This window comes from Penaeicola halotolerans, assembly GCF_016464625.1.
In the GTDB taxonomy this organism is placed as follows: domain Bacteria; phylum Bacteroidota; class Bacteroidia; order Cytophagales; family Cyclobacteriaceae; genus Penaeicola; species Penaeicola halotolerans.
Window position 1 is genome coordinate 487,064 of record NZ_JAEAGO010000003.1, and the last position, 24,407, is coordinate 511,470.

General features: G+C 40.1%; 15 protein-coding genes and 1 tRNA gene. 5 read left to right on the forward strand and 11 right to left on the reverse strand.

The genetic code is table 11. From position 1 onward, the window contains the following. Positions 1–17: 17 nt before the first annotated feature. The 8 genes from I5349_RS09690 to tsaD form a co-directional block, all read right to left on the reverse strand. A complete protein-coding gene (locus I5349_RS09690) occupies positions 18–3,113 on the reverse strand; it encodes a TAT-variant-translocated molybdopterin oxidoreductase (protein WP_226390564.1) in 3,096 nt (1,031 codons plus the stop codon). Between the two features lie 38 nt (positions 3,114–3,151). Continuing rightward, positions 3,152–4,411, reverse strand: coding sequence for a c-type cytochrome (locus I5349_RS09695; protein WP_226390565.1), 1,260 nt, complete (start codon positions 4,409–4,411; stop codon positions 3,152–3,154). Positions 4,412–5,128: 717 nt separating this feature from the next. After that, positions 5,129–5,199 (reverse strand) — tRNA-Cys (locus tag I5349_RS09700). Between the two features lie 160 nt (positions 5,200–5,359). Continuing rightward, positions 5,360–7,138 carry a 30S ribosomal protein S1 gene (gene rpsA / locus I5349_RS09705; protein ID WP_226390566.1) on the reverse strand — a complete coding sequence of 593 codons (1,779 nt, stop codon included), beginning with the start codon at positions 7,136–7,138 and terminating at the stop codon, positions 5,360–5,362. Positions 7,139–7,334: 196 nt separating this feature from the next. Next, positions 7,335–7,847, reverse strand: coding sequence for an HNH endonuclease (locus I5349_RS09710; RefSeq protein WP_317194238.1), 513 nt, complete (start codon positions 7,845–7,847; stop codon positions 7,335–7,337). Beyond that, positions 7,844–8,635 (reverse strand): C40 family peptidase, encoded by a 792-nt coding sequence (locus I5349_RS09715; protein WP_226390567.1) that lies wholly within the window; start codon positions 8,633–8,635, stop codon positions 7,844–7,846. The genes I5349_RS09710 and I5349_RS09715 overlap by 4 nt, the downstream gene beginning before the upstream one ends. 1 nt (position 8,636) lies before the next feature. Next, positions 8,637–9,110, reverse strand: a complete 474-nt coding sequence (gene smpB / locus I5349_RS09720) for an SsrA-binding protein SmpB (RefSeq protein WP_226390568.1) — start codon at positions 9,108–9,110, stop codon at positions 8,637–8,639. Positions 9,111–9,124: 14 nt separating this feature from the next. Next, positions 9,125–10,129, reverse strand: coding sequence for a tRNA (adenosine(37)-N6)-threonylcarbamoyltransferase complex transferase subunit TsaD (tsaD, locus tag I5349_RS09725; RefSeq protein WP_226390569.1), 1,005 nt, complete (start codon positions 10,127–10,129; stop codon positions 9,125–9,127). A 66-nt stretch (positions 10,130–10,195) separates the two neighbouring features. On the opposite strand from tsaD, the gene I5349_RS09730 reads away from it, so the two are divergent. From I5349_RS09730 to I5349_RS09745, 4 genes are all read left to right on the forward strand, one after another. After that, the gene (locus I5349_RS09730) at positions 10,196–14,794 is read left to right on the forward strand and encodes a translocation/assembly module TamB domain-containing protein (protein WP_226390570.1); all 4,599 of its coding nucleotides are present in this window, start codon (positions 10,196–10,198) and stop codon (positions 14,792–14,794) included. A 64-nt stretch (positions 14,795–14,858) separates the two neighbouring features. Further along, the gene (locus I5349_RS09735) at positions 14,859–16,166 is read left to right on the forward strand and encodes a cryptochrome/photolyase family protein (protein ID WP_226390571.1); all 1,308 of its coding nucleotides are present in this window, start codon (positions 14,859–14,861) and stop codon (positions 16,164–16,166) included. Continuing rightward, positions 16,163–17,116 (forward strand): Smr/MutS family protein, encoded by a 954-nt coding sequence (locus I5349_RS09740; RefSeq protein WP_226390572.1) that lies wholly within the window; start codon positions 16,163–16,165, stop codon positions 17,114–17,116. Before I5349_RS09735 ends, I5349_RS09740 begins: the two co-directional genes overlap by 4 nt. 32 nt (positions 17,117–17,148) lie before the next feature. Next, positions 17,149–17,985, forward strand: a complete 837-nt coding sequence (locus tag I5349_RS09745; protein ID WP_226390573.1) for a hypothetical protein — start codon at positions 17,149–17,151, stop codon at positions 17,983–17,985. 53 nt (positions 17,986–18,038) lie between these two features. Here I5349_RS09745 and I5349_RS09750 read toward each other — a convergent pair whose 3' ends face one another. Further along, the gene (locus I5349_RS09750) at positions 18,039–19,232 is read right to left on the reverse strand and encodes a cystathionine gamma-synthase (RefSeq protein WP_226390574.1); all 1,194 of its coding nucleotides are present in this window, start codon (positions 19,230–19,232) and stop codon (positions 18,039–18,041) included. Positions 19,233–19,296: 64 nt separating this feature from the next. Between I5349_RS09750 and I5349_RS09755 the strand changes: the two genes are divergently transcribed. Further along, positions 19,297–19,974 (forward strand): TVP38/TMEM64 family protein, encoded by a 678-nt coding sequence (locus I5349_RS09755; RefSeq protein ID WP_226390575.1) that lies wholly within the window; start codon positions 19,297–19,299, stop codon positions 19,972–19,974. Here the strand turns inward: I5349_RS09755 and I5349_RS09760 are convergent. Both I5349_RS09760 and I5349_RS09765 read right to left on the reverse strand, forming a co-directional pair. Further along, complete coding sequence (locus I5349_RS09760; protein WP_226390576.1) at positions 19,971–21,599, reverse strand: mechanosensitive ion channel family protein; 1,629 nt, start codon at positions 21,597–21,599, stop codon at positions 19,971–19,973. The genes I5349_RS09755 and I5349_RS09760 overlap by 4 nt on opposite strands. Continuing rightward, positions 21,596–24,325, reverse strand: a complete 2,730-nt coding sequence (locus I5349_RS09765) for a hypothetical protein (RefSeq protein ID WP_226390577.1) — start codon at positions 24,323–24,325, stop codon at positions 21,596–21,598. Before I5349_RS09765 ends, I5349_RS09760 begins: the two co-directional genes overlap by 4 nt. Positions 24,326–24,407 lie beyond the last annotated feature (82 nt).

The following is a 24,407-nucleotide window of genomic DNA, read 5'->3' on the forward strand; positions in this document are numbered from 1 at the left end:
TTAATTGTTTGTAATGATTAAGCCTTATTTTCTACGTCCTTGTTTCTGATCTTAGTGAAGTACCAAACGTTTGGAGCAACATTGATTTCCTCCAGTACGTGATAAGCTCTTTCTTCATTCACTACTTTCTCTTCACCCTCTTCTTTGAGTTGAAGCATCTTAGTGATTCTGCTGTTTGGATCATTCATATCACCAAATACAATAGCATCTGAAGGACAAGCCGTAGCACAAGCCACATCTACATCACCATCTTTCATTGGTCTAGCCTCACGCTTAGCAGTTAATTTACCAGCTTGGATTCTCTGTACACACATGGTACATTTCTCCATCACACCTCTTGCTCTCACTGTTACGTCAGGGTTCAACACCATTTTACCTAGGTCATTGTTCATAGATAGGTTAGTGTCAAACTGCTTATTATCGTGATACTTAAACCAGTTAAATCTTCTTACTTTGTAAGGACAGTTGTTAGCACAATATCTAGTACCGATACATCTGTTATAAGTCATTTGGTTGAGACCTTCAGATGAGTGCGTAGTAGCCGCTACTGGACATACTGTCTCACAAGGAGCGTTGTTACAGTGCTGACACATCATCGGCTGGAATGTTACCTCTGGGTTCTCCGCAGCTACTTCCATAGCAGTAAGATCACCAGCAGGTGCATCAGAACTGTAATATCTATCAATTCTGATCCAAGCCATTTCTCTTCTATTGAGGACTTCATCTCTGCCAACTACCGCAACGTTGTTTTCAACTTGACAAGCAATGGTACAAGCTCCACAGCCCACACATGAGTTCATATCTATTGCTAGACCCCAGTGATGCTGACTGTATTGATGTCCTTTCCAAAGTGATATTTTCGAAGGCTTTTTAAAACCTTCAGAAGTATAGATTTCTGGATGCTCTCTTCCAGCACTAGCATCTTCTTTATATTTAGCTAATACAGACTCCTGTACTACGTTCGTCCTACCCATGTAGGTCTGATGAGTCTGTGTCTGAGCTATTCTATATTTAGTAGAAGTCAACTCTACATTGACCCCTGAAGTGATGCTATAATTAGCAAAACCATTGGCTACTGCTACTAACGGGAAGGCATTCATACCAACGCCATTGGCGACTTTACCAGCTTTAGTACGTCCGTATCCTACTGCTAGACCAATCGTGCCGTAAGCCTGACCTGGCTGAACCAATGCAGGTCCTTCTAGTGTCTTACCATTTACAGTTACCTTGATGACAGTGGTCTCACCTTCTACCATCTTGATACCATTCTCATTAGCCCACTTTTGTGATACAGTGAAATAGTTGTCCCAAGTAGCTTTGGTGATAGGATCAGACATCTCTTGTAGCCAAGGGTTATTAGCTTGAGACCCGTTTCCTAGACCGATCTTTTCGTAAAGCACGATCTCTACATCTTTACTATCAGCCTTATAAGTTTTACCTATTTGCGAAGCACATACAGGGAGATTTCCTCCAAAAGAAACACTTTCCGCAGCTGGAGTAGCTGTAGTAAATACACCATCAAAAAGTGCTTTATCCCAGAACATATTGAAATCACCTGTCTCACTTTGCTTAGTGAAATAGTTGGCTTTCCAATTGGCTCTTAAGAAATCATAGTATGAAGACGAATCCTCAGCCCATGTCAAGAAAGATTCTCCAGCATGACGAGTATCAAATAGTGGAGTAATCGTAGGCTGAGCTAGACTGTAGTGTCCTTCTTTTGGATTAGCGTCATTCCATGACTCTAGGAAATGATGGTCTGGTGCTACAAACTGAACTAGAGAAGTCGTCTCATCCATTCTGTCTGAAGTGGATACTGTCAAACCAATCTTAGAAATAGCATCTGCTAAATCCGCTCCATTAGCATGGTTATAAACTGGGTTAGCATTGAAGAAAATAGCTGCTGCTACTCTTCCAGCCTTAGCATCTGCTATGAACTGTGTCATGGCAGCATCATTACCCTGTCTGAAGTTCACAGGTGCTGACAAGTTGATTGTCTTACTATAGCTTCCTATTAGGCTGTTGATGGCATTTACTACTACTTGTACATAAGGGTCATTTGATGAAGCTACTACGAGACCAGCTCCTGGATTTGCCCAAAGTTCATTGGCAGCTTTAGTCAAGAATGGCACATCAAGTTTAGCAACACTCATAGTAGCTGCACCTGCCTTAGCTGCTAATAGATTATATAAGTTAGCGATCACTAGACCTTCTTGTGAAGGTTTGATCGGTGTTCTGTAGTCTGCATTAGCTCCAGTCAATGAGAAATTGCTCTCAAACTGGAAGTGTCTTGACATCTCTGGCTTCTCCTTAGAGATTTTTCTTGTCTTACCATACTGCTTGGTAAACTCAATTGGAGAAATCCATGTACCTAGAAAATCTGCACCAAAACCAACAATCACCTTAGCATTGTCAAAGTGATATGAAGGAATTACAGCCTTTCCAAATGCCCAATCATTAGCTTGAACCATACCGTTTGAAGAAGTAGGATCATAGGCTACGTGAACTGCATTAGGATATTTTGATGTGAAGTTTTTGATAGCCTCTTTAGTGGTTGGGCTCAAAACAGTATTAGAAACAATTCTGATAGCACCACCAGTGAGTGCAATACTCTTTAATTTAGCAATTACCTGCTTGTCCAACTCTTCCCAAGAAGCACCTTTGCCTCCAATGTATGGATTAGTCAGTCTTTCTTTGTCATAAAGAGAAAGTACAGAAGCTTCTACTTGAGCATTTGTACCTCCTTGAGTGATCGGAGAAAGTTTATTGCCATCTATTTTGATAGGACGACCTTCGCGCGTCTTTACTACTATCGATGCATAATCTCCACCATTAATATAAGTAGATGCATAGTAGTTAGGAATAGAAGGGTTGATATCTACAGGCTTGTTGAGATATGGAATAGCATTTTTGATAGGCGTTTCGCAAGCCGCTAGTGATGCAGCAGCTACTCCAAAACCCATCAACTTCAAGAAGTCTCTTCTAGAGCTTCCAGAAGCCTCTTCATTTTCTAGAGGCAATGCTTCAGGAAATTCTTTGTCAGCGTGCTTAACAAACTCAGGATCATTTGTGAGTTGCTCTACGCCTTTCCAATATATCTTTTGATTCTCTTTCATATTATATTAAGGAGAAGATGTTTCTAATTAATTGATTATTAATAGTGACATTTAGCACACTCTAGACCACCGATATCAGCTACTTTCATAGCGTTGCCATCACCGTGTAGTTTGACTAGATTATCATAGTATGCGTTTCCAGCTGTATTGACATCAGTTGTTCTATGACAGTCAATACACCATCCCATTGTCAGCGGACTGTGCTGTGCAACTACCTCCATTTCCTGGATTTGTCCGTGACATGTCTGGCATTCTACACCACCTACTTTGACGTGCTGAGAGTGGTTGAAATACGCCAAGTCTGGCAAATTGTGAATTCTCACCCACTCGATAGGCTCATTGTTTTCTACAGCATCATAGATTTTCTTGATTTCTGGAGAAAAACCTTCTGCACCACCTACGTTTTTGATATGTTGGTGACAGTTCATACAGATATTTGCAGATGGGATGTTAGCAGACTTTCCTATTTCAACGCCTGTGTGGCAGTATTGACAGTCGATACCGTACTGACCAGCGTGCAGTTGGTGAGAGAATGCAATCGGCTGAGCAGGAGCGTATCCTTGTTGAATACCGATAGAGTAAAGACCATCAATTGCTGTTTTAGCGATCAAGGCAACCACGATGGCAGTCACTATGAGGATGAAACCCTCACTCTTGAAAACTTTCTTAAGATCAGTTTTTTGATTGATGTACTCCTTCTCGTCTTCGTCTAAGTCCTTTTTATCATTTAAGAATTTAGTCAAAACAGAAATGATAAGACCTAGTACGATCAAGATGAGTAATAAAACAACTACTAGCACAACTAAGATGACAGTCAAGTACTCGCTAGGCATAGAAGAATCCCCAGACTGCGCAGCTCCACCATCTGTAGCAGCTCCATCAGCATCAGCTTTATCTCCGCCTTTATCACCATTTTCGATGTAAGCGAGTAACTGCATGATTTCTTCATCAGCTAAAAACTCGTGAGGAGGCATTACTGTGCCACCATACTCTTGGAAGAGTGCTTTAGCATCTGCATCCGTTGCGATTAACTTTGAGGAGTTCTTGATAAATGATTTGATCCAAGGAAGCTCTCTTCTTCCTGTTACACCTCTAAGTGCTGGGCCAGTGTACTTCTGATCTAACTTGTGACACTGAGCACAGTTAGCACCAAAAAGACTTTTACCAGCAGCGATGGATGCTTCATCACTTGGGATATCCTGCGCCTGCACTGGTGAGCTAAATGCCACCAAAGCTAGCATCGCTACAAAGAAGCCTGCGATTACATGAACTTTAGTCAACGAGCGTTTAATAGACATATTTATTACTCTTTAGGTATTTTTTATGCGTTTTTTATAAACTCCACAAATGTACTATAGGACTTCCTTTTTTCAAACAAATAAGTACAGTTAGCGACACAATGAGGAAATGCTAACTATTCGATACTATCATTTGAATATCAGACACTTAAGCGTTGTTTAATTAAGGGGTCTTATAATTTAGAATTTGTATAAATAATAAGTTGAATTGCTTTCAGATCTCAACTGATGTCCATATTATAGCGAAAAGTCTAAGTAGAATGTTTGGTCTCACACGAACAAATAGGCTATGTTTTAATAAAATTTGGATAAATCTTTATAATACAAAATAATCACCTATAGAAACCCCATTTAGCTGCATTGATTAAAAAAGATCCTTTCACTTAACCCATTATCAGAGTAGGGCATATGCTAAAATGACTGTAACAATTAGGTATAAAGCTTATCAAAATGCTAGGATTTAACTCACAGTGAAACTTCTTCTAACGCGAGTCTACGCTACCGAAAATGATTGAAACAAAAAAAAACCAAACATTGCTGCTTGGGTTTGCTGAGGTCGAGAGCGGATTGCTCGTATCCACTTTAGTTTTGAAATGTACTCGCGAAGCTTCAAAAATCTTAATGATTTTCTCGCTTTCGAACCGAGCGGTTCTCATCCGCCCAGCTGCATGAAGTGAGTGAAACAAAAAACCCAAACATTACTGCTTGGGTTTGCTGAGGTCGAGAGCGGATTCGAACCGCTGTAGAAGGTTTTGCAGACCTCTGCCTAGCCACTCGGCCACTCGACCAATCGTTGATTGGACTGCAAATGTAAGGACATTGCAGATACATTACAAAGCTCTAAGACTAAATTTAGTTCAACGGCAACTAATATTTTGATTGCTATTTTGATGAAAACGAAAAAAGCGCCTCATAATGAGGCGCTTTGTATATTATTGGATTGGATAATTACTTCTTATCTTTTCCACCTTCCATTTGCTCTTTCAAAGAAGCTAATGCATCGATGTCTCCAAGTGTTGACTTTTCAGCATCTTTGTTTTGATCTGCAGGAGCAGCAGCTTTCTTAGAAGTTTTCTTCTTCTCAGCTGGCTTCGGCTTCTCTTCTTTGAAGATAGCAGTATGAGAAAGTACTATTCTCTTGTCTTCTTTAGAGAATTCCATCACTTTGAAATCCAGCGCCTCGCCAAGTTCAGCTACAGAACCATCTTCTTTTTCGATGTTCTTAGCTGTAGCGAAGCCTTCAAGTCCATAAGGAAGCTCTAGTACAGCTCCTTTATCGTTTTTGCTAGTGACAGTACACTTGTGAATAGAACCTAGTGCAAATACTGTTTCGAAAGTATCCCATGGATTCTCTTCCAACTGCTTATGACCTAGAGCCAATCTTCTGTTTTCGATATCAAGCTCAAGTACTTGAACTTCGATCTCCTCACCTACTTTGATAAACTCAGATGGGTGCTTGATCTTCTTAGTCCAAGAAAGGTCAGATACGTGTACTAGACCATCAATACCTTCTTCAAGCTCGATGAACAAGCCGAAGTTAGTCAAGTTTCTCACGATACCTTTGTGCTTAGTACCGATCGCATACTTAGTCAATACATTATCTTTAGTCCATGGATCTTCAGTCAATTGCTTGATGCCAAGAGACATCTTACGCTCTTCTTTGTCCATAGTCAAAACTACAGCCTCTAGCTCATCACCGATGTTGATGAAGTCTTGTGGGTTTCTCAAGTGCTGAGACCATGACATCTCTGACACGTGGATCAAACCTTCTACGCCAGGAGCGATTTCAAGGAATGCACCGTAGTCAGCTACGTTTACAATCTTACCTTTTACTTTAGAACCTACTGCAAGGTCAGCAGGAAGTGAATCCCAAGGATGAGCAGTCAACTGCTTCATACCAAGTGAAATTCTCTTCTTGTCATCATCAAAGTCTAGTACTACTACGTTCAACTTTTGGTCTAAGCTGAGTACCTCCTCTGGATGATTGATACGACCCCAAGAGATGTCTGTAATATGAAGTAGACCATCCACACCACCAAGATCGATGAATACACCGAAATTTGTCATGTTCTTGATCACACCTTCTAGTACTTGACCTTTCTCTAGGTTGTTGAGTATTTCTACTTTTTGCTTCTCTAGGTCTTTTTCGATCAAGACTTTATGAGAAACGACTACGTTATCATTTGCGTGATTGATTTTCACAACTTTCACTTCCATCTTCTTGCTCACATAGATATCGAAGTCTCTGATCGGCTTCACATCTATCTGAGATCCTGGAAGGAAAGCCTCGATGCCATAGACATCTACGATCAAACCACCCTTAGTTCTTCTTTTCACTAGACCTTCGATCACTAGATCCTCATCATGTGCCTGCTGGATTTTCTCCCATGCATTGACGATTTTGGCTTTTCTTCTAGATAGGATCAATTGGCCTTGAGCATTTTCTTGCTCTTCTACATATACTTCTACTTCATCACCGATTTTAAGAGATGGAGTATCTCTAAATTCTGTAACTGGTACAAGTCCATCAGATTTGAAGCCGATGTTGATGATGACATCCTTGCTGTTGATACCTACTACAGTACCTACGATGACTTCTTTTTCAGAGACTGAGGTTAGAGTATTCTCATAAAGCTTAGCCATTTCAGCTTTTTCAGCTTTTGAGTAACCTTCTCCGAAACCTTTGGTCTCGAACTTTTCCCAGTCAAATTCTTGATTTTTAGACATGTTGTATGCAGCTCATTAAATACTCATCGACTCTAGAGCTATCGATTCGTGAGTTTTTGGTTAGAAAATTTCTCAGCAAACTGAGACCGCTCACTCGAACGGACTGCAAAATTAGGGATTTTTGATAGAATACAAGGTGATAAATGAAAAAAAATGCAAGTATGAAACCGCTAAAAGTCTGTAAATCAGCAAAGACCTATACCAGAGTACGTGCCTTTAGATAAGGAAGCCACTCGATAGCATTTTGTAGCGCATATTCCTTCAAAAAATCTGCATAGGTGGGCTTATAAGGTTGCTGCGCTAGTTTGAGTCCTACCTGCTCAGGAGTTTGATGACCTTTGCGCGCATTACAACGTCTACAGGCTGTTACGAGATTTTCCCAAGTAGTTTTACCTCCTTTTGATTTAGGTATCACATGATCTAAAGTGAGGTCTTTTCGCGAACTACAATACTGACAACTAAACCCATCTCTTTTAAAGAGATTGAACCTGTTTAGCATAACACCTTTGTAGGGGATGTTTTTGTAGTTGGACAGCTTGATGACTGCTGGATAGGGAAATGATTTCTCTATAGTTCTAAGCTTAAGAGACTCAAACTGCTCGATGATATCTGCTTTGTCAAGAAAAACAAGTATGAATGCTTTCTGGACATGGCAAACCCCTATGGGTGAATAATCCTGATTGAGCACTAATACTTTCTTATTCATCATTCCTTGGGTAATATCCTTTTGATGCTATGAAGCTTATGTGTCAACTGCCCATGCTCTGAGTGGATGATTCCCTCTTCAGTGAGTTTGTCTATCCTTACTTTGCCAGAGGCATGTATCAGCTGATGATCTTCTAAGATAATGCCTACATGGGTAATTTTTCCATTTTCATTTGAAAAAAAAGCTAAGTCTCCAGGACAAGCATCAGTCAAATGAGGCACTAGCTTTCCTTGATCAACTTGTTGAGAAGCATCACGGTTTAATCTGTAGCCTGATATTTTAAAGACATTTTGTGTAAAACCAGAACAATCGATCCCAAATGGTGAACGACCTCCCCACTGATAGGGACTATTGAGGTAGGTCAAAGCTACTCTTTTGACAAATTCAAAATCTCGCTTCTGATGAAGGCTTTTGCTTTCTCCATTGAAAGCCAAACTCTCTTCTACATGGAAAAGCTCATTACTGGTGATCGGTAGCACACTGCCTAGGAGGATATTTTGAGTTTGCTTTTTGAAAAGGATCGTGCTGACCAAATCAAGCGTGACCTTGAAATCTGAACTACTCAACTCTTGATAATAAGCATCTGGAATGATGTAATGCTGCTTTGCATCAATCCATCCCTGATAGCTATCATAGGCGATTTCTACTCTCAGCCATTTACCATCAGCACTACTTTCTAATACCTGATAATGGTCACCAAAGAGTAACTGACTCACCTGTTCAGAAGTATCACTGGCCTTTGACCTAACTGGTACTACACTCAATCTACAAATCCCTTTATTCTCTTCCATATCAGAATTTTAATCGATCCATTTCTCGTTTTGCATCCTTGGCCTTCATGTCTTGTCGCTTGTCATGAAGCTTCTTCCCTCGTGCCAAAGCGATCTCCAATTTAGCAAATCCTCTGTCATTGATAAATAGCCTAATGGGGATAATGGTCAAACCCTTTTCATCCATTTTAGATTGAAGCTTTTCAATCTCCTTTTTACTCAAAAGCAACTTACGCTCTCTATCTGAGATATGGTTAAAGTGGGCAGCTTGATTGTAGGGCGTGATGTGGAGTTGCTTCACGTAAAGCTCATCTCTGTTAAAGTAACAATAAGCATCATTAAGTGTAGCTTTGCCCTCTCTGATGGATTTGATCTCAGTACCCATCAGCACCATACCTGCTACTACTTTCTCTATAAACTCAAATTCAAAACTTGCCTTGCGATTTTTAATGTTGACCGTCTTAGCAAATCTATTTTTATCTTTTACCTGCGACATTTCTATTGTATCAATTAAATTTTCATTCTAGGCAAAGGACTTACCTCCTGCCCCACAAACTCCCCTGCCAAAAACTTATAATGTGCCGCCATGGCGATCATTCCAGCATTGTCTGTACAGTATTCAAAAGCAGGAATATATACTTTCCAACCATACTTATTAGCTAACTCAGCAAGTGTTGCTCTCAAGCCAGAGTTAGCCGAAACACCTCCTGCGATAGCGATTTCTTTGATGCCCAAATCCTTGGCTGCTTTGATTAGCTTTTTCATCAAAAGTGCAATCAAGGTATACTGGATACTCGCGCAGATGTCTGCTAAATTGTTTTTGATAAAGCTCGCATCTGCTTTCATTCGATCCTGTAAAAAATACAAGATAGCAGTTTTTATTCCACTGAATGAATAGTCATAACCTTTCATTTCATAGAGTGGAAATTCAAAAGCTTTTGGGTTACCACTTTGTGCATATCGATCGATCAGTGGTCCTCCAGGATATGGCAAGCCTAAGATTTTAGCAGATTTGTCAAAGGCCTCCCCAACTGCATCATCGAGCGTCTCCCCGATCACTTCCATTTCCAGATGGCTTTTGACCAGTACAATCTGCGTATGCCCCCCACTCACTGTCAAACATAAAAACGGGAAGTTTGGCTTAGGATCATCAATAAAATGTGCTAAAATATGCGCCTGCATGTGATTTACCTCAATCAAGGGGATATTCAGACTTAGTGCAAACGCCTTAGCAAAAGAAGTACCTACCAATAGCGCTCCTAATAACCCTGGTCCACGAGTAAAGGCTACAGCAGACAGTTGATCTTTACTGATGCCGGAGGTCTTCAGCGTCTCTGCAATAACTGGGATCAGATTTTGCTGGTGTGCACGTGAAGCTAACTCAGGAACCACTCCTCCATATTTTTCGTGTACGGATTGCGTGGCTACAATATTATTAAGTACTTTGCCATTAGATATAATAGAAGCCGAAGTTTCGTCACATGAGGACTCTACAGCCAGGATATTTATTTCCATCTTTCAACTTTGAAACAAAAATTTCAATTTAGCCAAATTTTCAAAAGCCGTATCTTTAAAACGATCATGGCTGTGATCTTATCACTGCTGACCATCCTTTTGGCTTTGGTTTTATTGATTTCTCTCCCTCCTGTACAGACTAGAATTATCCAAGTAGCTACTAGCTATCTCAACAAAGATTCTGACTTTACAGTAAAGATCGGCTACATCAATATCAGCTGGTTTGATGCAGTATATCTCAAAGACTTATCCGTCACAGACCCACTCGATAGTACCATGATCTCTACACAGCGACTGCATGTAGATGTGAGTATCATCGATCTGATCAGATCTAATCGATTTAGATTAGATGCAGTCAATCTTGAGAACACAAAGATACAATTAATTAAACCTGACAGTACCTCTGGGCTGAATATCACCACTTGGATAGCAGAACTTAATGAACGATTTGGATCAGAAGAGCCGGTGGATACTACTGCTGCTGCCGTTTTTGGAATAGGTCGTATTCGACTCAAAAATGGTGTTTTTGCAATGTATGACCTCACTCAAGCGCCTCTTGAAGATGGTTTTGACTACCAAAATTTCCAACTGGATAATGTCAATTTGAGTCTGCAAAATTTTCATAGTGAAGGAGATTCATTGGCATTTAATGTTTTGCAATTAGAAGCTTATGACGATGTATCTGGATTAGAAGTCAATCGATTGGAAACTGCCTTCAGAATGAATGCACAGCTGATGCACTTCGATGAACTAGACCTGAGTCTCAATGAAAGTCGAATAGGCGAGTCTATTCGACTGAACTATGACAGCATAGATGATTTAAGTGATTTTATCGATAAAGTACAGATCCAAGCAATCCTAACACACACCTATCTAGATACGCGAGATCTAGCTTTGTTTGCGCCAGCTTTAGCAGACTACACGGACATCTACAAAATAAGCGGGGAATTTGATGGCACGATCAGTGACTTCAAAATCAATAATCTTGCAGCTTTGCTAGGGGAAAACTCTCTCCTTAAAGGCACCTTATCTATGCAAGGACTGCCCGATATCAATGCCACCTTTATCCAAGCGAGTCTGAACAATTCAGTACTTGACATGAGGGATCTGCAAACCTATCTCCCTGCTGATGCTTATCAAACAGCTCGCAAATTTGGAATGGTTAATTTGACTTCGGAGTTTATCGGCTATACCAATGACTTTGTGGCCAATGGTAGATTTCGCACAGCATTAGGAAATATCAGGACAGATATCAATTTAAAGCTCCCTCAAAACCAAGATAATATCTCTTACAATGGCTCACTTTACTTGAGAAATTTTCAGCTGGGAAAACTCCTAGATCAAGAAGAAACAATCCAACAAATCAGCTTTGATGGACTAGTGAAAGGCCAAGGAATAGATCCTGAAAAAGCAGTCATAGAGCTAGATGCAAAAATAGCCAAACTTGGTGTCCTCGGATATGACTATCAGGATATCATCGCAGAAGGGAAATTGGCCCTAGGGCTCTTTGAAGGCTCTCTAGACATCAACGACCCTAATCTTAAATTTACCGCACTTGGAAATGTGAACTTAGCTGCTGATCAAGAGCTGATTAATATCTCAGCAAGTCTTGATACAGCCTTTTTTCAAGAACTAAACTTGACAGAGAGGGAGCTATTTCTAAGCAGCAAAATGGTCCTCAACACTTCTGGTTTTACAATAGATAACCTGACAGGTGAAGCCTTCTTCTCTGATAACTACCTGTACCTCGATGGACGAGGTCTAGAGATCGAAAATCTGAATTTTTCCTCAACCCAAACCAATAACAACAGAAAGATCAATATCGAATCTGAGCTGATCAAAGGAGAAGTCAGCGGTGACTTTCTTTTCACCCAATTTGTAATAGATCTAGAGCAACTACTCGAAGACTACAGACGCATACTTGTGAGTGAAGCTCGCGTGCCCGCAGACTCACTAAATAGCTCTTCCGCTTCTAAAACTTCCAATAAACAAACTTCAATAAACTCAAAAAATCTTGGCACAAAGGCTAACGAACCCAAAGACTCACTATCAAATTATACCATTACGTATAATTTCGATTTAACAGACATCAGCCCACTGGTGCATTTACTAGAGCCATCATTTTATGCCTCAAAGAATATCAATCTTTCGGGGGAATTCATCAATGGAGAGAATACCATTTTTAATATCTTCACAGAATTTGATTCCTTATTTTTCAAAAACAATTGGTTTTTTGACAATACCCTAGACTTCAATACCGCCAAAGTGAGGAATACGAGCAATATCCTCGCGATGGGATTTGTGGAGTCCAAAAAACAAAAAATCTCTAATAGCATAGACACAGATAATCTGTTCGTGGAAGCACTTTGGGATGATGATCACATAGACTTTTCTATTGGAATCGAACAGTTAGCATCAGATAACAAGTTGCTATTTGAAGGCGAGCTCGATATCATGACTGATCGGACAGAGATCACCTTCAAACCATCTGAAATTAGAGTTTTGGAAAGAAAATGGGAATTTACTCCTAATAACCTCATCACGATCAGTGACGGTGAGTTTGGTTTTTTTGACTTCAAAATTTCCAATCAAAACCAAGCGATCTCTTTGGAAGGTTTCCTGTCGAGTGATCCTGAAAAGGAATTTATCTTCAAACTAGATCAGTTTGAAGCGGACAATATCAATCCAGTCACACTCCAATCCTACGAAGGGCTCATTACCTCTAAGATCATCATCAGTGATCCATTCAATGACCTCAAAGTAAGTGGCGATCTTCAGACAGAGGAATTTAGAATCAATAGCTTACTGGTAGGTGATATCACAGCTAGCGCAAAATGGAATAACAATGAAGACGAAATGGATGTCAGTCTAGTAAACAACAGACGAGACATTAAAACAGTCGATATCAATGGCTCCATTGCTTTCAATAACGAAACTCAAAATTTTGATTTGACTGCTAGGTTTGATGAAGCCGTACTCAATGTGGCAGAGCCTTTCCTCCAAGACTATATCAGCAATATCAAAGGCACTGCAAGTGGTAGTTTTAGGATACTGGGAACATTTGACTTTCCCAACATCACTGGAAATGGCGAAGTGAAAGGCGCTCAAATGAAAGTGAACTATCTAGGCACTACTTACAACTTTGATGGAGGGTTGGTTTTCACAGATAATGAAATTGGTTTTAGGAGACTAGCCCTCAAAGACAATGAAAATAATACGGCTTTCATCAGTGGTGGGGTATTTCATGACGGCTTTAGCAACTTCGTCCTTGACATCAGTGGTAACTTAAACAAATTTAAGCTACTCAATACTACGGCTAGAGACAATGAGCTTTTCTATGGTACTGCAGTAGCCACTGGCAATATATCTGTACTAGGTGCTGCCAATAACTTGACCATAAACGCTAAAGCTAAAACAGAAACAGGAACGAGAATATTTATTCCAATAGGCGGCACATCAGAGCAAAAAACAGAAGACTTCATCAAGATCGTCAACAAATTAGACACTAGCAGGACGGTAACCTTCACCGAAGAAGTAGAGAAACTGGATATCACAGGACTCAAAATGAACTTTGATCTAGAGATTACTCCTGACGCTTATACAGAGATCATCATCGACCCACGAACGGGTGATATCATCAGAGGTCGCGGCAATGGAGATATCAAGCTAGAAATTGACAGCAAGGGCACTTTCAAAATGACTGGAGATTATACAGTCACAGAGGCATTTTACAATTTTACACTAGGAGGTGGGATCATCACCAAAGAATTTATCATCGAGCCAGGAGGAAAAATCTCTTGGTTTGGCGATCCTATGGCGGGCACGCTCAATCTCCGCGCTTACTACGAAGAGCTCGCTTCCCTCGCATCCTATGACACGACCTTGACTAGAGATCCACAGCTGAGCAGAAGGTATCCAGTCAAAGTAACCCTCAACTTAGATGGCCCGCTTCTCGAGCCTAATATCCAATTTGGATTCGATTTTTCTGGATTTCCAGAAACGAGTACAGAGATGCAAACAGCCATAGCCTCTTTCAAAAACCGTATTCAAAATGACGATCAAGAGATGAATCGCCAAGTATTTAGTGTGATCATCCTGAGGAGGTTTTCACCACAAGGATCGCTCAATCTAGGTGGTGGCGGTGGTGCTAGTGTAGGACAGAGTTTATCTCAGTTGCTCTCTAATCAACTCAGCTACTTAGTGGCTCAGATAGACCAAAACCTAGAGATTGACTTTGACTTATCAGGATTAGATGAAAGTGCCCTCAATACTTTCCAGCTGAGGCTTTCATACACGCTGCTCAATGGTCGCCTACGTATCACCAGAGATGGTGGGGTAGCTAATATGGACAATACAGTGGATGCTACGAGTATAGCAGGCGACTGGACTGCTGAATACCTACTCACTGAGGATGGAAAGTATCGTGTGAAAATCTACAATAGAAATAACTTTAATACTGTCAACAGATCTCTCAATAACCGTGTAAATACCACAGGGGTCAGCTTACTTCAAACCATCACTTTCAATAGCTTCAATGAGTTTTTTAATGATCTCAAAAAGAAGAAAAAAGAAGAAAATGAGCTCTTCAATGATAATGATGAGTATCTCAGAAATGAAGATCAAGAAGGTCTCGTAGAAGAAAAATCTGAAGATACTGGCGAATAATTTTTCCTACAGCAAACAATTTGGATGGCTAAAGAGTCAAAACAAAAACACTAATACAGGAAAGATGTCAAAACCAAGTATTTCAATTTTTTGGCTAAGAAGGGATCTTAGGCTAGAGGACAATGCTGCGCTTTACTATGCGCTGAGAGAAAAAGAACCCGTACTCCCGATATTTATATTCGACAGTAATATCATAGACAAGCTATCAGATAAGGATGACGCAAGAGTGAGCTTCATCCATCAAACTTTATCCGATATCAAAGCTGAACTTGAGTCAAAAGGTAGCACGCTAGTAGTCAAATACAACACGCCTGAAGCTGCTTATCAAGAAATTTTTGAGTCCTATGACGTCAAAGCAATCTATACCAATAGAGACTATGAACCATACGCTAAAGAAAGGGATGCTCAGATAGAGCGACTTGCTCATCAAAAAGGCATCACATTTTTGACATTCAAGGATCAGGTCATCTTCGAAAAAGACGAAATACTGACTGATGGAGGGGATTTTTACAAAGTTTTTACGCCTTATAAAAACAAGTGGCTCGCTAAGTACAAGGAGTCTAACATACAGCCTTATCCTTCTGAAAAGCACTTATCCAACCTGTATAAAACGGCTCCTATCAATATGCCAAGCTTAAAAGATATGGGATTTGAGAAGTCGACCATTGAAATCCCTAGCTCAGAAGCAAAGCAGGATATCATCGCTAACTATGATAAGACGAGAGACTTCCCTGCTGTGAAAGGTACTACAAGACTAGGCATACATTTGAGATTTGGTACGATCAGTATTCGTCAGCTAGTTCAAAAGTCAGCTAAACTCAATGATACTTACCTCAGTGAGCTGATCTGGAGGGAGTTTTACAGCATGGTACTTTACCACAACCCTCAAGTGGTAGATCATGCATTTAAGCCGCAGTATGATCGCATACCTTGGAGAACGTCAGAAGAAGACTTCGAGCGCTGGTGCCAAGGCAAGACCGGATATCCGATAGTTGATGCTGGTATGAGAGAACTCAACGCTACTGGCTATATGCACAATAGGGTACGTATGATCGTAGCAAGTTTTCTTACCAAACACCTACTGCTCGACTGGAGATGGGGCGAAGCTTATTTTGCTAGAAAATTGCTCGACTTCGAACTAGCCTCCAACAATGGTGGCTGGCAATGGGCAGCAGGAACAGGAACAGATGCTCAACCCTACTTTAGAGTGTTCAATCCTAGTTCACAAACGGAGAAATTTGACAAAGACCTCAAGTATATTAAAAAATGGGTGCCAGAATACGGGACTCAAGATTATGTAAAGCCAATGGTAGAGCATAAATTTGCTCGAGAAAGAGCAATCAGCACATTTAAAGAAGCACTCAACCAATGAATATAGGCGACAGAGTCAGACTACTGCACGGGCATGAAGAGGGAAGAATAGTCAAAATACTAGAAAATGGTCTCATAGAGATCGAAATAGAAGATGGCTTTCAGATCCCAGTGATGAAAAAAGAAGTGGTCTTGATCGCACGAGAAGAAGCTGACTATTTTAACAAGCCAGAATCTGATCAAGGGACTCCTATCATCAAACAGAAGCAGGTGAATCAGTCAGAGAAAGGCGTATTCCTCTCCTACATTCCTGTAAATGATAAAGTACTCGCCTGCCACATCATCAATACCAAAGAAGAAACATTGCTTTTTTCGCTATCGGAGCAGCATGGCAATGATCTCAAACACTTATCAGCTGCTGAACTAAAGCCTAACAAAAGTCTGAAAATAGCTGAGTTTACGGTAGCTAGCTTTGACCAATGGCCTAGCCTCCACTTTGAAGCGCTGTTTTTCAAAACTGGCTTTTATGCTAAGCGACTTCCCTTTATCAAAGATATAAAGTTTAAGGCTAGCGCTTTTTTTAAAAGTCAAAAACTCACGCCTCTCTTGAACCAAAAAGGCTATGTCTATCAACTAGATGCCAATATTAGTTCAGTGGATACAGCTGCACTTAAAGAGGCATTGACTGAAAAAAACATACCTGAACAAGCAAATCCAAGTTTTGTCAGACCAGCCAAAGAAATAGATCTGCACATAGAAGTTCTCACGGATCAGTATGAGCAAATGAGTAATGCAGAAAAGATACAACTGCAACTAAAGACTTTCGAACAACAGCTAAACTATGCCATAGCTTCGGGTATGGATGAGATCACTTTCATACATGGTGTTGGAAATGGTGTACTGAGAAAAGAAATCCATAAAATCCTCAGTCAAAATAATAACCTGAAGTTTTTTCAAGACACGCAAAAGAGCAATTTCGGCTATGGAGCGACACTTGTAAAAATCAAATAATTTGAGGACATTAGGAGTAGAATTATAAGGTTGTGAAATCAAACAAACTACTTCTTTCTCACTTTCACTCCGTATCATCGGATCTAGATCATGCTTTAGTAGCATTAAGCAAGGCATTTGACCCTGTACATAATCAGCACCTGATAAAGTGTCTTAATAAATTACACATACTCTATGAATTAATAGAGACTGCCTATCCTATGGATAATGTTCAGGCTAAGCAACTTTTTAAACCTTATCATAAACTTGCCAAACTTGCTAGACAAACAGCTGACTATCAGAATTTATATGAGAAGTTTAAACAGTATCAACTCAAGTCCGAAGAGCTCTACAGTAGCTATAAGCAACAAGTAAAAAAACATAAGCAAAATGCGGAAAAAGAGCTGAGAGAATTTATTATAAAGATCAAACTTGAGTCACTACATCAGCACCACGAACTGGTCAATGAAAAACTAACTGAGGCATCAAACTATGTGGCAAATGTACTGACAGCCAAACTCATCAATAACTACATGGATGAACATATCATACCAAATATACATGCTTCAAAAAATGTAGCTACACTTAAGGAACTGAGGGAGTCACTCGAAAACTTGATCCTAATAGAGCATCTTCGCGAAACTAGCGGCTACAATAAGACATTCAGAGACGAAATCTATACATCTTTTATCAAGCTAAAAGCGTCTCTAGAGACATGGTATCGCACGCAAGTATTTATCCAACACTTGTCTTTTTTTCTTTCTGACCGAGAAATCAAAAAAGAGAAATACACCAAACTCTTGATTCACCTCAAAAACGACAAGACCAAACAAGTAGAAAAAATAAGCAAACTCACAGATAGTCTCTTTAGTGCTACAAAGAGCTTCTAAAAAAAATCGGCCAGTATCTCTACCAGCCGATTATCAATAAATTCATCTTAAGCTTAACCGATCGCTTTTCTCAAATCATCGATCAAATCTTCCACGTCCTCTATACCAACAGATAATCTGATGAGAGAGTCTGTCACACCTGTCTTTTCACGCTCCTCCTTAGGGATACTCGCATGAGTCATACTAGCTGGATGACCACTGAGCGACTCTACCCCTCCTAGCGACTCTGCTAATGAGAACAGCTCTAACTTCTCTAACACTGACTTAGCTGCTGCTAGCGAGTCATCTTTTAAAGTAAAAGAAATCATTCCACCAAAGTCTCTCATCTGCGCTCGTGCGATGTCATGATTAGGATGGTCCTCAAACCCAGGCCAGTAAACTTTGGCTACTTTAGGGTGATTTTTTAAATATCCAGCGATAGACTTTCCATTTTGACAGTGTCTCTCCATTCTGATATGCAGCGTCTTAAGTCCTCTCAGTACCAAAAAGCAGTCCTGAGGACCTGGAGTAGCACCACAAGAGTTTTGAATGAAAGCAAGCTGCTGATGAAGCATGTCATCATTGACCACAAGCGCTCCCATCACTACATCAGAGTGTCCTCCTAGGTATTTGGTTACCGAGTGCATCACGATATCAGCTCCCATATCTAGTGGGTTTTGGATATACGGAGTCGCAAAAGTATTGTCCACTGCAAATAGCACTTGATGCTTCTTAGCAATCTTACCCAAAGCTTTGATATCTATGATATTCATCATAGGATTCGTAGGAGTCTCAGCCCAGATCAACTTAGTCGCAGGAGTGATGAGCGCCTCTACAGCTGAGACATCATCCATCGATACGAATTTGAACTTGATGCCATACTGTGCAAATATTTTCGTAAAAATACGATATGTACCACCATACAAGTCATTGGTTGAGATCACTTCATCACCAGGCTTGAGCAGCTTTACTACAGCATCTATAGCTCCTAATCCAGAAGAGAAACAAAGCCCATGTTGACCATTTTCTAGTGCAGCAAGTGCCTGCTGAAGAGCTGTTCTCGTAGGGTTGTGCGTTCTCGAATACTCATATCCTTGATGATCTCCAGGAGATCTCTGTACATAAGTAGAGGTTTGAAATATCGGTGTCATGATCGCTCCAGTAGAAGGATCTGGCGATACGCCTGCATGAATAGCCTTAGTGCCAAATTTCATATATGATTGTTTTTGATTAAACCTAGTTTGTATCAAGATGCCAAATATGCACATTTTTTAGGTTGAAAATGTAGAAAGCATTTACATTTGACAGATCTTATATAAGGACAATCATTCCATGAAAGAAATTCCCCAGAAGAAATCTTTAAAGCTCATATTCCTCAGCTCATGGATGTTGCTAGCCCCTTTGATCGGTAGTGTGACTTTGACTGGATTGCTAATGTCATTTGAAGCTCAGATAGCCAATTTTGACTTAGTTACTTGGATCCTTTTTTGCCTTTTGAGTATACTTACGATTGCACTTGCCCTGACACCTACCACACTTATTGCTATCGCTATGGGATATTTTCTTGGTTGGATAGCTTTACCGATTATCATAGCCTGCTATCAGATAGCCTCTTTGATCGGATATCAACTCGCCAAAGTAGTAGATGATGGATTCATAGCAACTTGGATAGCAGATAAACCTAAGGTAAAGCTGTTTTTAGAAAAGCTCCACCAAAATGAGACTGAAAGCATCATCTTGGCTAGAATATCACCCATACTCCCTTTTGCGATCATGAATGTCGTCTTGGCACTTGCTCGAGTATCTCTTCAGCGCTTTTTCTGGGCTGGGCTAGTTGGGATGCTTCCTAGGACACTACTAAGTATCATTACGGGAATAGGACTTAGCAGCTTACAAGCATACATAGCGACAGGCCAAAGTCCAGCTTATCAGCAATACATCTTACTAGCTTTACTCTTAGTAAGTATTCTAGGATTTATCAAAATTTTTAGATCAAAAACTACAGCCTAACTTTTTGAGAAAAATGACTCAAAAGCCTTTTTCTGCGTAGCTATATCTGATTCATAGCTAGGTGAAAGTCCCTTTTTCTCAGGAAAAGTTTCCATGTGTAGCGTCTGAGTAGGGAATGCAAACCGAACGCCTATCGACTCAGCCAATTGGATGATTTTAAGCAGCACTTCTTGTCTCGCCCTCAGTTCATCTCCCCAAGTAGGCACTTCAAAAAATACATAAAACATGACATTAATCGAAAAAGCACCCAGATCATTGAGATACACATGATAATTATCCTTTTTAATATCAGGATGCTCCTCCACGATCTTTCTCAAACCTTCTACAAATAAGCTGATTAGCTGAGGTGGTGTATCATAGGTGATAGCGAGCTGAGTAGAAAACCTCCTAAACTTTCTCAGTCCATGATTGTCAATGACTGCATCAGCTACTTTACCATTTGGAACATAAGTAAGCGAATTACGGAAAGTTCGGATGCGTGTAGACCTAAAACCCACTTCTTCTACAGTCCCATCGATATCTCCAGAAGTGATCCAATCTCCTATTTGAAAAGGCTTATCAATAAAAATCATCAACGAGCCAAAGAAATTCTTAATGGTATCTTGCGCTGCCAGTGCAAATGCCAAACCTCCTATCGAAAGGCCAGTCAATAATGGAACTATATCAATCTGCAAGCCATATCTCAATACGAATAGCGTACCGATGATCACGACAAAAGTCTTGAGCGTTTTTCTCAATAGCGGTACCAACTGATCATCTAGCGTACTCTCCGTCTTAGCGGCCATTCGAGTGAAATACACTGAAATAACATCCACTAGCCTGTAGAATGCTATAGTTAGCACCAAAGGTAATACAGCTCGCATGATCACAATGATATAATGAGTGAGTTCTATCGGAAGCTGCAAGACACGTACAAAGAGTACATTGACATAAAGCACAAAAAATATACTGATCGGCTTAGCGACTGGCAGTAAATAACTATGTGCTAACTTTTCATAGCCAAATTGCGCCAATATCCTCACGATAATATACTCTGTCAAAATAGTAATGACTTTATGACCAAGCACACTAATCACCACCCAGATCAGGATACTCAGCAGCTGCCACAGCTGCAAGCCGAAGTACTCATTATCTCCCATCTGTGGCAATAAATTGAGCAATCGATGCGTACCAAACGGATACACCTCTCTGTGCAATTCGTTTATTTTATTGACAGATGCCTCTGAAAGTTTCCACTCTTCTCCTACTCGCTCTAAATATAACTGCGGGAAAAAGCTGTCTATAACATAGCGTTGCCTACCGTTTCTAGTTGTATCTCTGAATTCAGGGTCTCTCGGAATAGTCGAAAAGTCAATCAGCAAGCCTTCTCCATCATAAATCTGCTTGAACTTAATGGCCAGATTTGCCTTTTCTTGTTCATTGTAATTAGAAGACCTTAAGGCAGCCCCTGATAGTTCAGGATGAAAATGCTCATTATCCAAATTGTAAAAAATAGTGAGTGCTGCTCCATAAGGAGAACTCAAATCATAAAATGTAGAATCTGCCTGCTGTGCCGAAAGCCTAAAACTAGCCAACAACACTAAGCATAATACACCGAAAGCCTTGAATCTAAACACTAACTTCATGATGGTAAGTAATATATAGAAACTCTATTTTGAAATGTAGTCACCAATCTGTACTGATTTTTACCACTGAGATATTCGATCGACACCCCTTCAGCTCCGTTGATAGGAAGTGTACTCATTAGCTCTCCTTTTTGATTAAACAAGTAAGTAAAAGCTTGTTCTTGGTCTATAATGACAATGACTTCTTTGTCTCCTCCAAAAGTGAAATACTGTACGGCTATTTGCTCACTGGTAGGAATCGGATTGATAAACCAAAGCTCTCCATTAGGTTTCAAAATGCTCATATTATTGTAATCTTGAACAGAGAAAATATACCCATCCCTTCTTTGATTCAGTACCATTTCAAACTTTGTCTTGGTGTCATTTTTAGGCAACTGAAGCTTTTTAGTGATCCCTCCTCTAAAGTCTACTTGTAGCACTTGCCCATCTTCTGAGACTGTGGTCAAATATGAGCTCGTCTCAGAGCTTCCGATATTGACCAGATAGCTACTCATCAGCCTGCTACCCACATTGACTGGAGAGTATGACTCATCCTCACCTCGTCTATTCAAGAAATGAATGTATCCGTCTAGCCTTGGAGCTAATATGAAATCCTTTGTCCTGATGCGGTAGTGATCAGCTTGTGTACTTAGTCGATAACCTGTTGCTCTCGGTTGCCAGCCCTCAAGGTTATTACCCATCTTATCATAGAGATATAGTTCACCTTTCTGATTAGCCACTAGGTATCGATAATCTCTGTTTTTGTTATAATCCAAAAGTGAATATCTAGTCGCATCTAGTCCTGCCTTGAGTGAGATAGGGTATCCCTCCACCAAGTCACCATTGCGATCTATGAGATAGATGGACTGAGGTGTGGTGAGGAGGTACTGTAGCTTACCGTTTTTATAAAAATCCACTTGCTCTACTTTTGGAATCATCTGACCATCTAGCTGATATTTCCATAATAAGCTGCCATCTTCAGAAAGCAAGTAGACCATGTCTTGCACATCTTGGAAAACATACTCTGAACTTCTATCCACAAAGCTTCTAACCAAAAATGGCCTAGTCACTATAGTGGTATCTGCAAATACATTGATCGCTTCTTCTGCGATCACATCAGTAGCAGGCCCTGATTTACCTAGTGTATATCCCAACTCTACTACTGTATAGATCTGATCATCAAAATGACTGGTTTGCAGTGCCAGCTTATCAAACATACGGATTTGAGAACCATACTTTTGAAGAAATGACTTCCACTTTGGACTCATCTGCTTTTGGATATTATTCCAAAAACGATCCAAATTGATGATGAAATTAAAATTGGCGTCTTTAACTATACCAGCCAAAAAGCTTGACTTATCTACCGACCTTCCCCAGGTGTTTTCTGAGTCAAAATCGTCTATGTAGAGCTTCATGGCTTTGATAGAATTAGCAAAAACTAAAAAATCACCATGCTTCGTCACAATAGTCTGATCAAATCCTCTAAAGTTGCCTTCAAAAAGTGCTGCAGGAAATTCATTAACATTGACTTGTAAAAGATCAAAACCTTGGTAAGCTTGCTGTATAGCTGTATCAGCAGTAACTTGCTCTAGCTCCATTGAGTAGCGCTTAAGCTGCTCATAAGCAGCCTCTACTTCTTTCACTTCCATCATGAGCACACGATCAGAGCTCATTCCTACTACATTTTCAAATATGCTGTAGCCTATTTGCTTGTCTATTTTTGCATGAAAGAGTGTTCGATCAAATTTTCCTGCAATGGTATTCTCACCTAGGTCTTTATACTTCCATAGTTCTTTAAGCTCTTGGAAATTGTACTGATAAAAAATGGCTGTTCGATTAGAAATATAATTATTAAAACTGCTTGATGTTTGGCCTTGTACAGAAGTCAATACAGGTACCTTTTTATCGAGATCATTGGTATCCTTGAGATATGAGAACCCATCAAGAAGAAATTGCCCTTCTGTAAATTTAAGCTCTAAGCTGCCATACATCTGAGAAGCGGCTAAGTCTAACTGCAACTGCGTCTGCTCTCCTCCTGTAAATACTTGAAGCCAATCCGCCATACGTGCAGCATTATACTTGATGATGCCTAGACCATTGTAGAGATAGTTATTACCAAAAAGCTGCGGATTCTCTGATTTAAAGTTAGATAGCCCTCCATCTTGAATATTTCTAATCACATCTTCAATCAAAAAAGACGTGTAACTAGCAATCAAAAAACCTTCATGAATGATGTAATTGTATATTCTCTCTGTAGCATTATTCTTTATCTCATTGATCGTAAATCCACTGTATGAGCGAGTCGAAAGCTCAAAATCTGTATTTGCTTTGAGTTGATCTAAGATATCACTGAAGACTTTTTGCTGAGACTCCTCTTTTACTTCTATAAACAATAAGAAATCAACCTCATCTTTCGACACTTTATGCAATGAAGTCACGAGCATTTTACCTTTCAAAGCTGCGTCTAATCTACCGCCTTTGCCAGCTAGACTATCTATCATCAGCAATCCATCTTCTAGGCTTTTGAGATAGGGAATCTGCGATAGCATATCCCATGTCTGTTGCCCTACAAAAGTATTCCAAGTACTGACAGGCTCTCTACTTTCAAAAGTCAAGATGGCATCTCCTGGTATGAGCGCATAGGGATCTACTATTTTGGATTGGCTTCGCTGCCACCAGATCGTACCGACTATGGCTAATATGACGGTAGTGATGATGGCTATAAAAATCTTTCTTCTGATGCTCAATTTTGCTCGGGATTGAATGAAGCGTAAATATAGGAAATTTAAAAGGGAGCTTGAAATGAAAACGTGCATTAGCAAGTGATCA

What these genes read in the sequence shown, in the direction of transcription:
- rpsA (WP_226390566.1), bottom strand. Translation starts at nt 7,138, where the DNA reads ATGTCTAAAAATCAAGAATTTGACTGGGAAAAGTTCGAGACCAAAGGT.
- I5349_RS09760 (WP_226390576.1), bottom strand. Translation starts at nt 21,599, where the DNA reads ATGAAGTTAGTGTTTAGATTCAAGGCTTTCGGTGTATTATGCTTAGTG.
- I5349_RS09730 (WP_226390570.1), top strand. Translation starts at nt 10,196, where the DNA reads ATGGCTGTGATCTTATCACTGCTGACCATCCTTTTGGCTTTGGTTTTA.
- smpB (WP_226390568.1), bottom strand. Translation starts at nt 9,110, where the DNA reads ATGTCGCAGGTAAAAGATAAAAATAGATTTGCTAAGACGGTCAACATT.
- I5349_RS09690 (WP_226390564.1), bottom strand. Translation starts at nt 3,113, where the DNA reads ATGAAAGAGAATCAAAAGATATATTGGAAAGGCGTAGAGCAACTCACA.
- I5349_RS09750 (WP_226390574.1), bottom strand. Translation starts at nt 19,232, where the DNA reads ATGTGCATATTTGGCATCTTGATACAAACTAGGTTTAATCAAAAACAA.
- tsaD (WP_226390569.1), bottom strand. Translation starts at nt 10,129, where the DNA reads ATGGAAATAAATATCCTGGCTGTAGAGTCCTCATGTGACGAAACTTCG.
- I5349_RS09710 (WP_317194238.1), bottom strand. Translation starts at nt 7,847, where the DNA reads ATGATGAATAAGAAAGTATTAGTGCTCAATCAGGATTATTCACCCATA.
- I5349_RS09755 (WP_226390575.1), top strand. Translation starts at nt 19,297, where the DNA reads ATGAAAGAAATTCCCCAGAAGAAATCTTTAAAGCTCATATTCCTCAGC.
- I5349_RS09735 (WP_226390571.1), top strand. Translation starts at nt 14,859, where the DNA reads ATGTCAAAACCAAGTATTTCAATTTTTTGGCTAAGAAGGGATCTTAGG.
- I5349_RS09695 (WP_226390565.1), bottom strand. Translation starts at nt 4,411, where the DNA reads ATGTCTATTAAACGCTCGTTGACTAAAGTTCATGTAATCGCAGGCTTC.
- I5349_RS09740 (WP_226390572.1), top strand. Translation starts at nt 16,163, where the DNA reads ATGAATATAGGCGACAGAGTCAGACTACTGCACGGGCATGAAGAGGGA.
- I5349_RS09715 (WP_226390567.1), bottom strand. Translation starts at nt 8,635, where the DNA reads ATGGAAGAGAATAAAGGGATTTGTAGATTGAGTGTAGTACCAGTTAGG.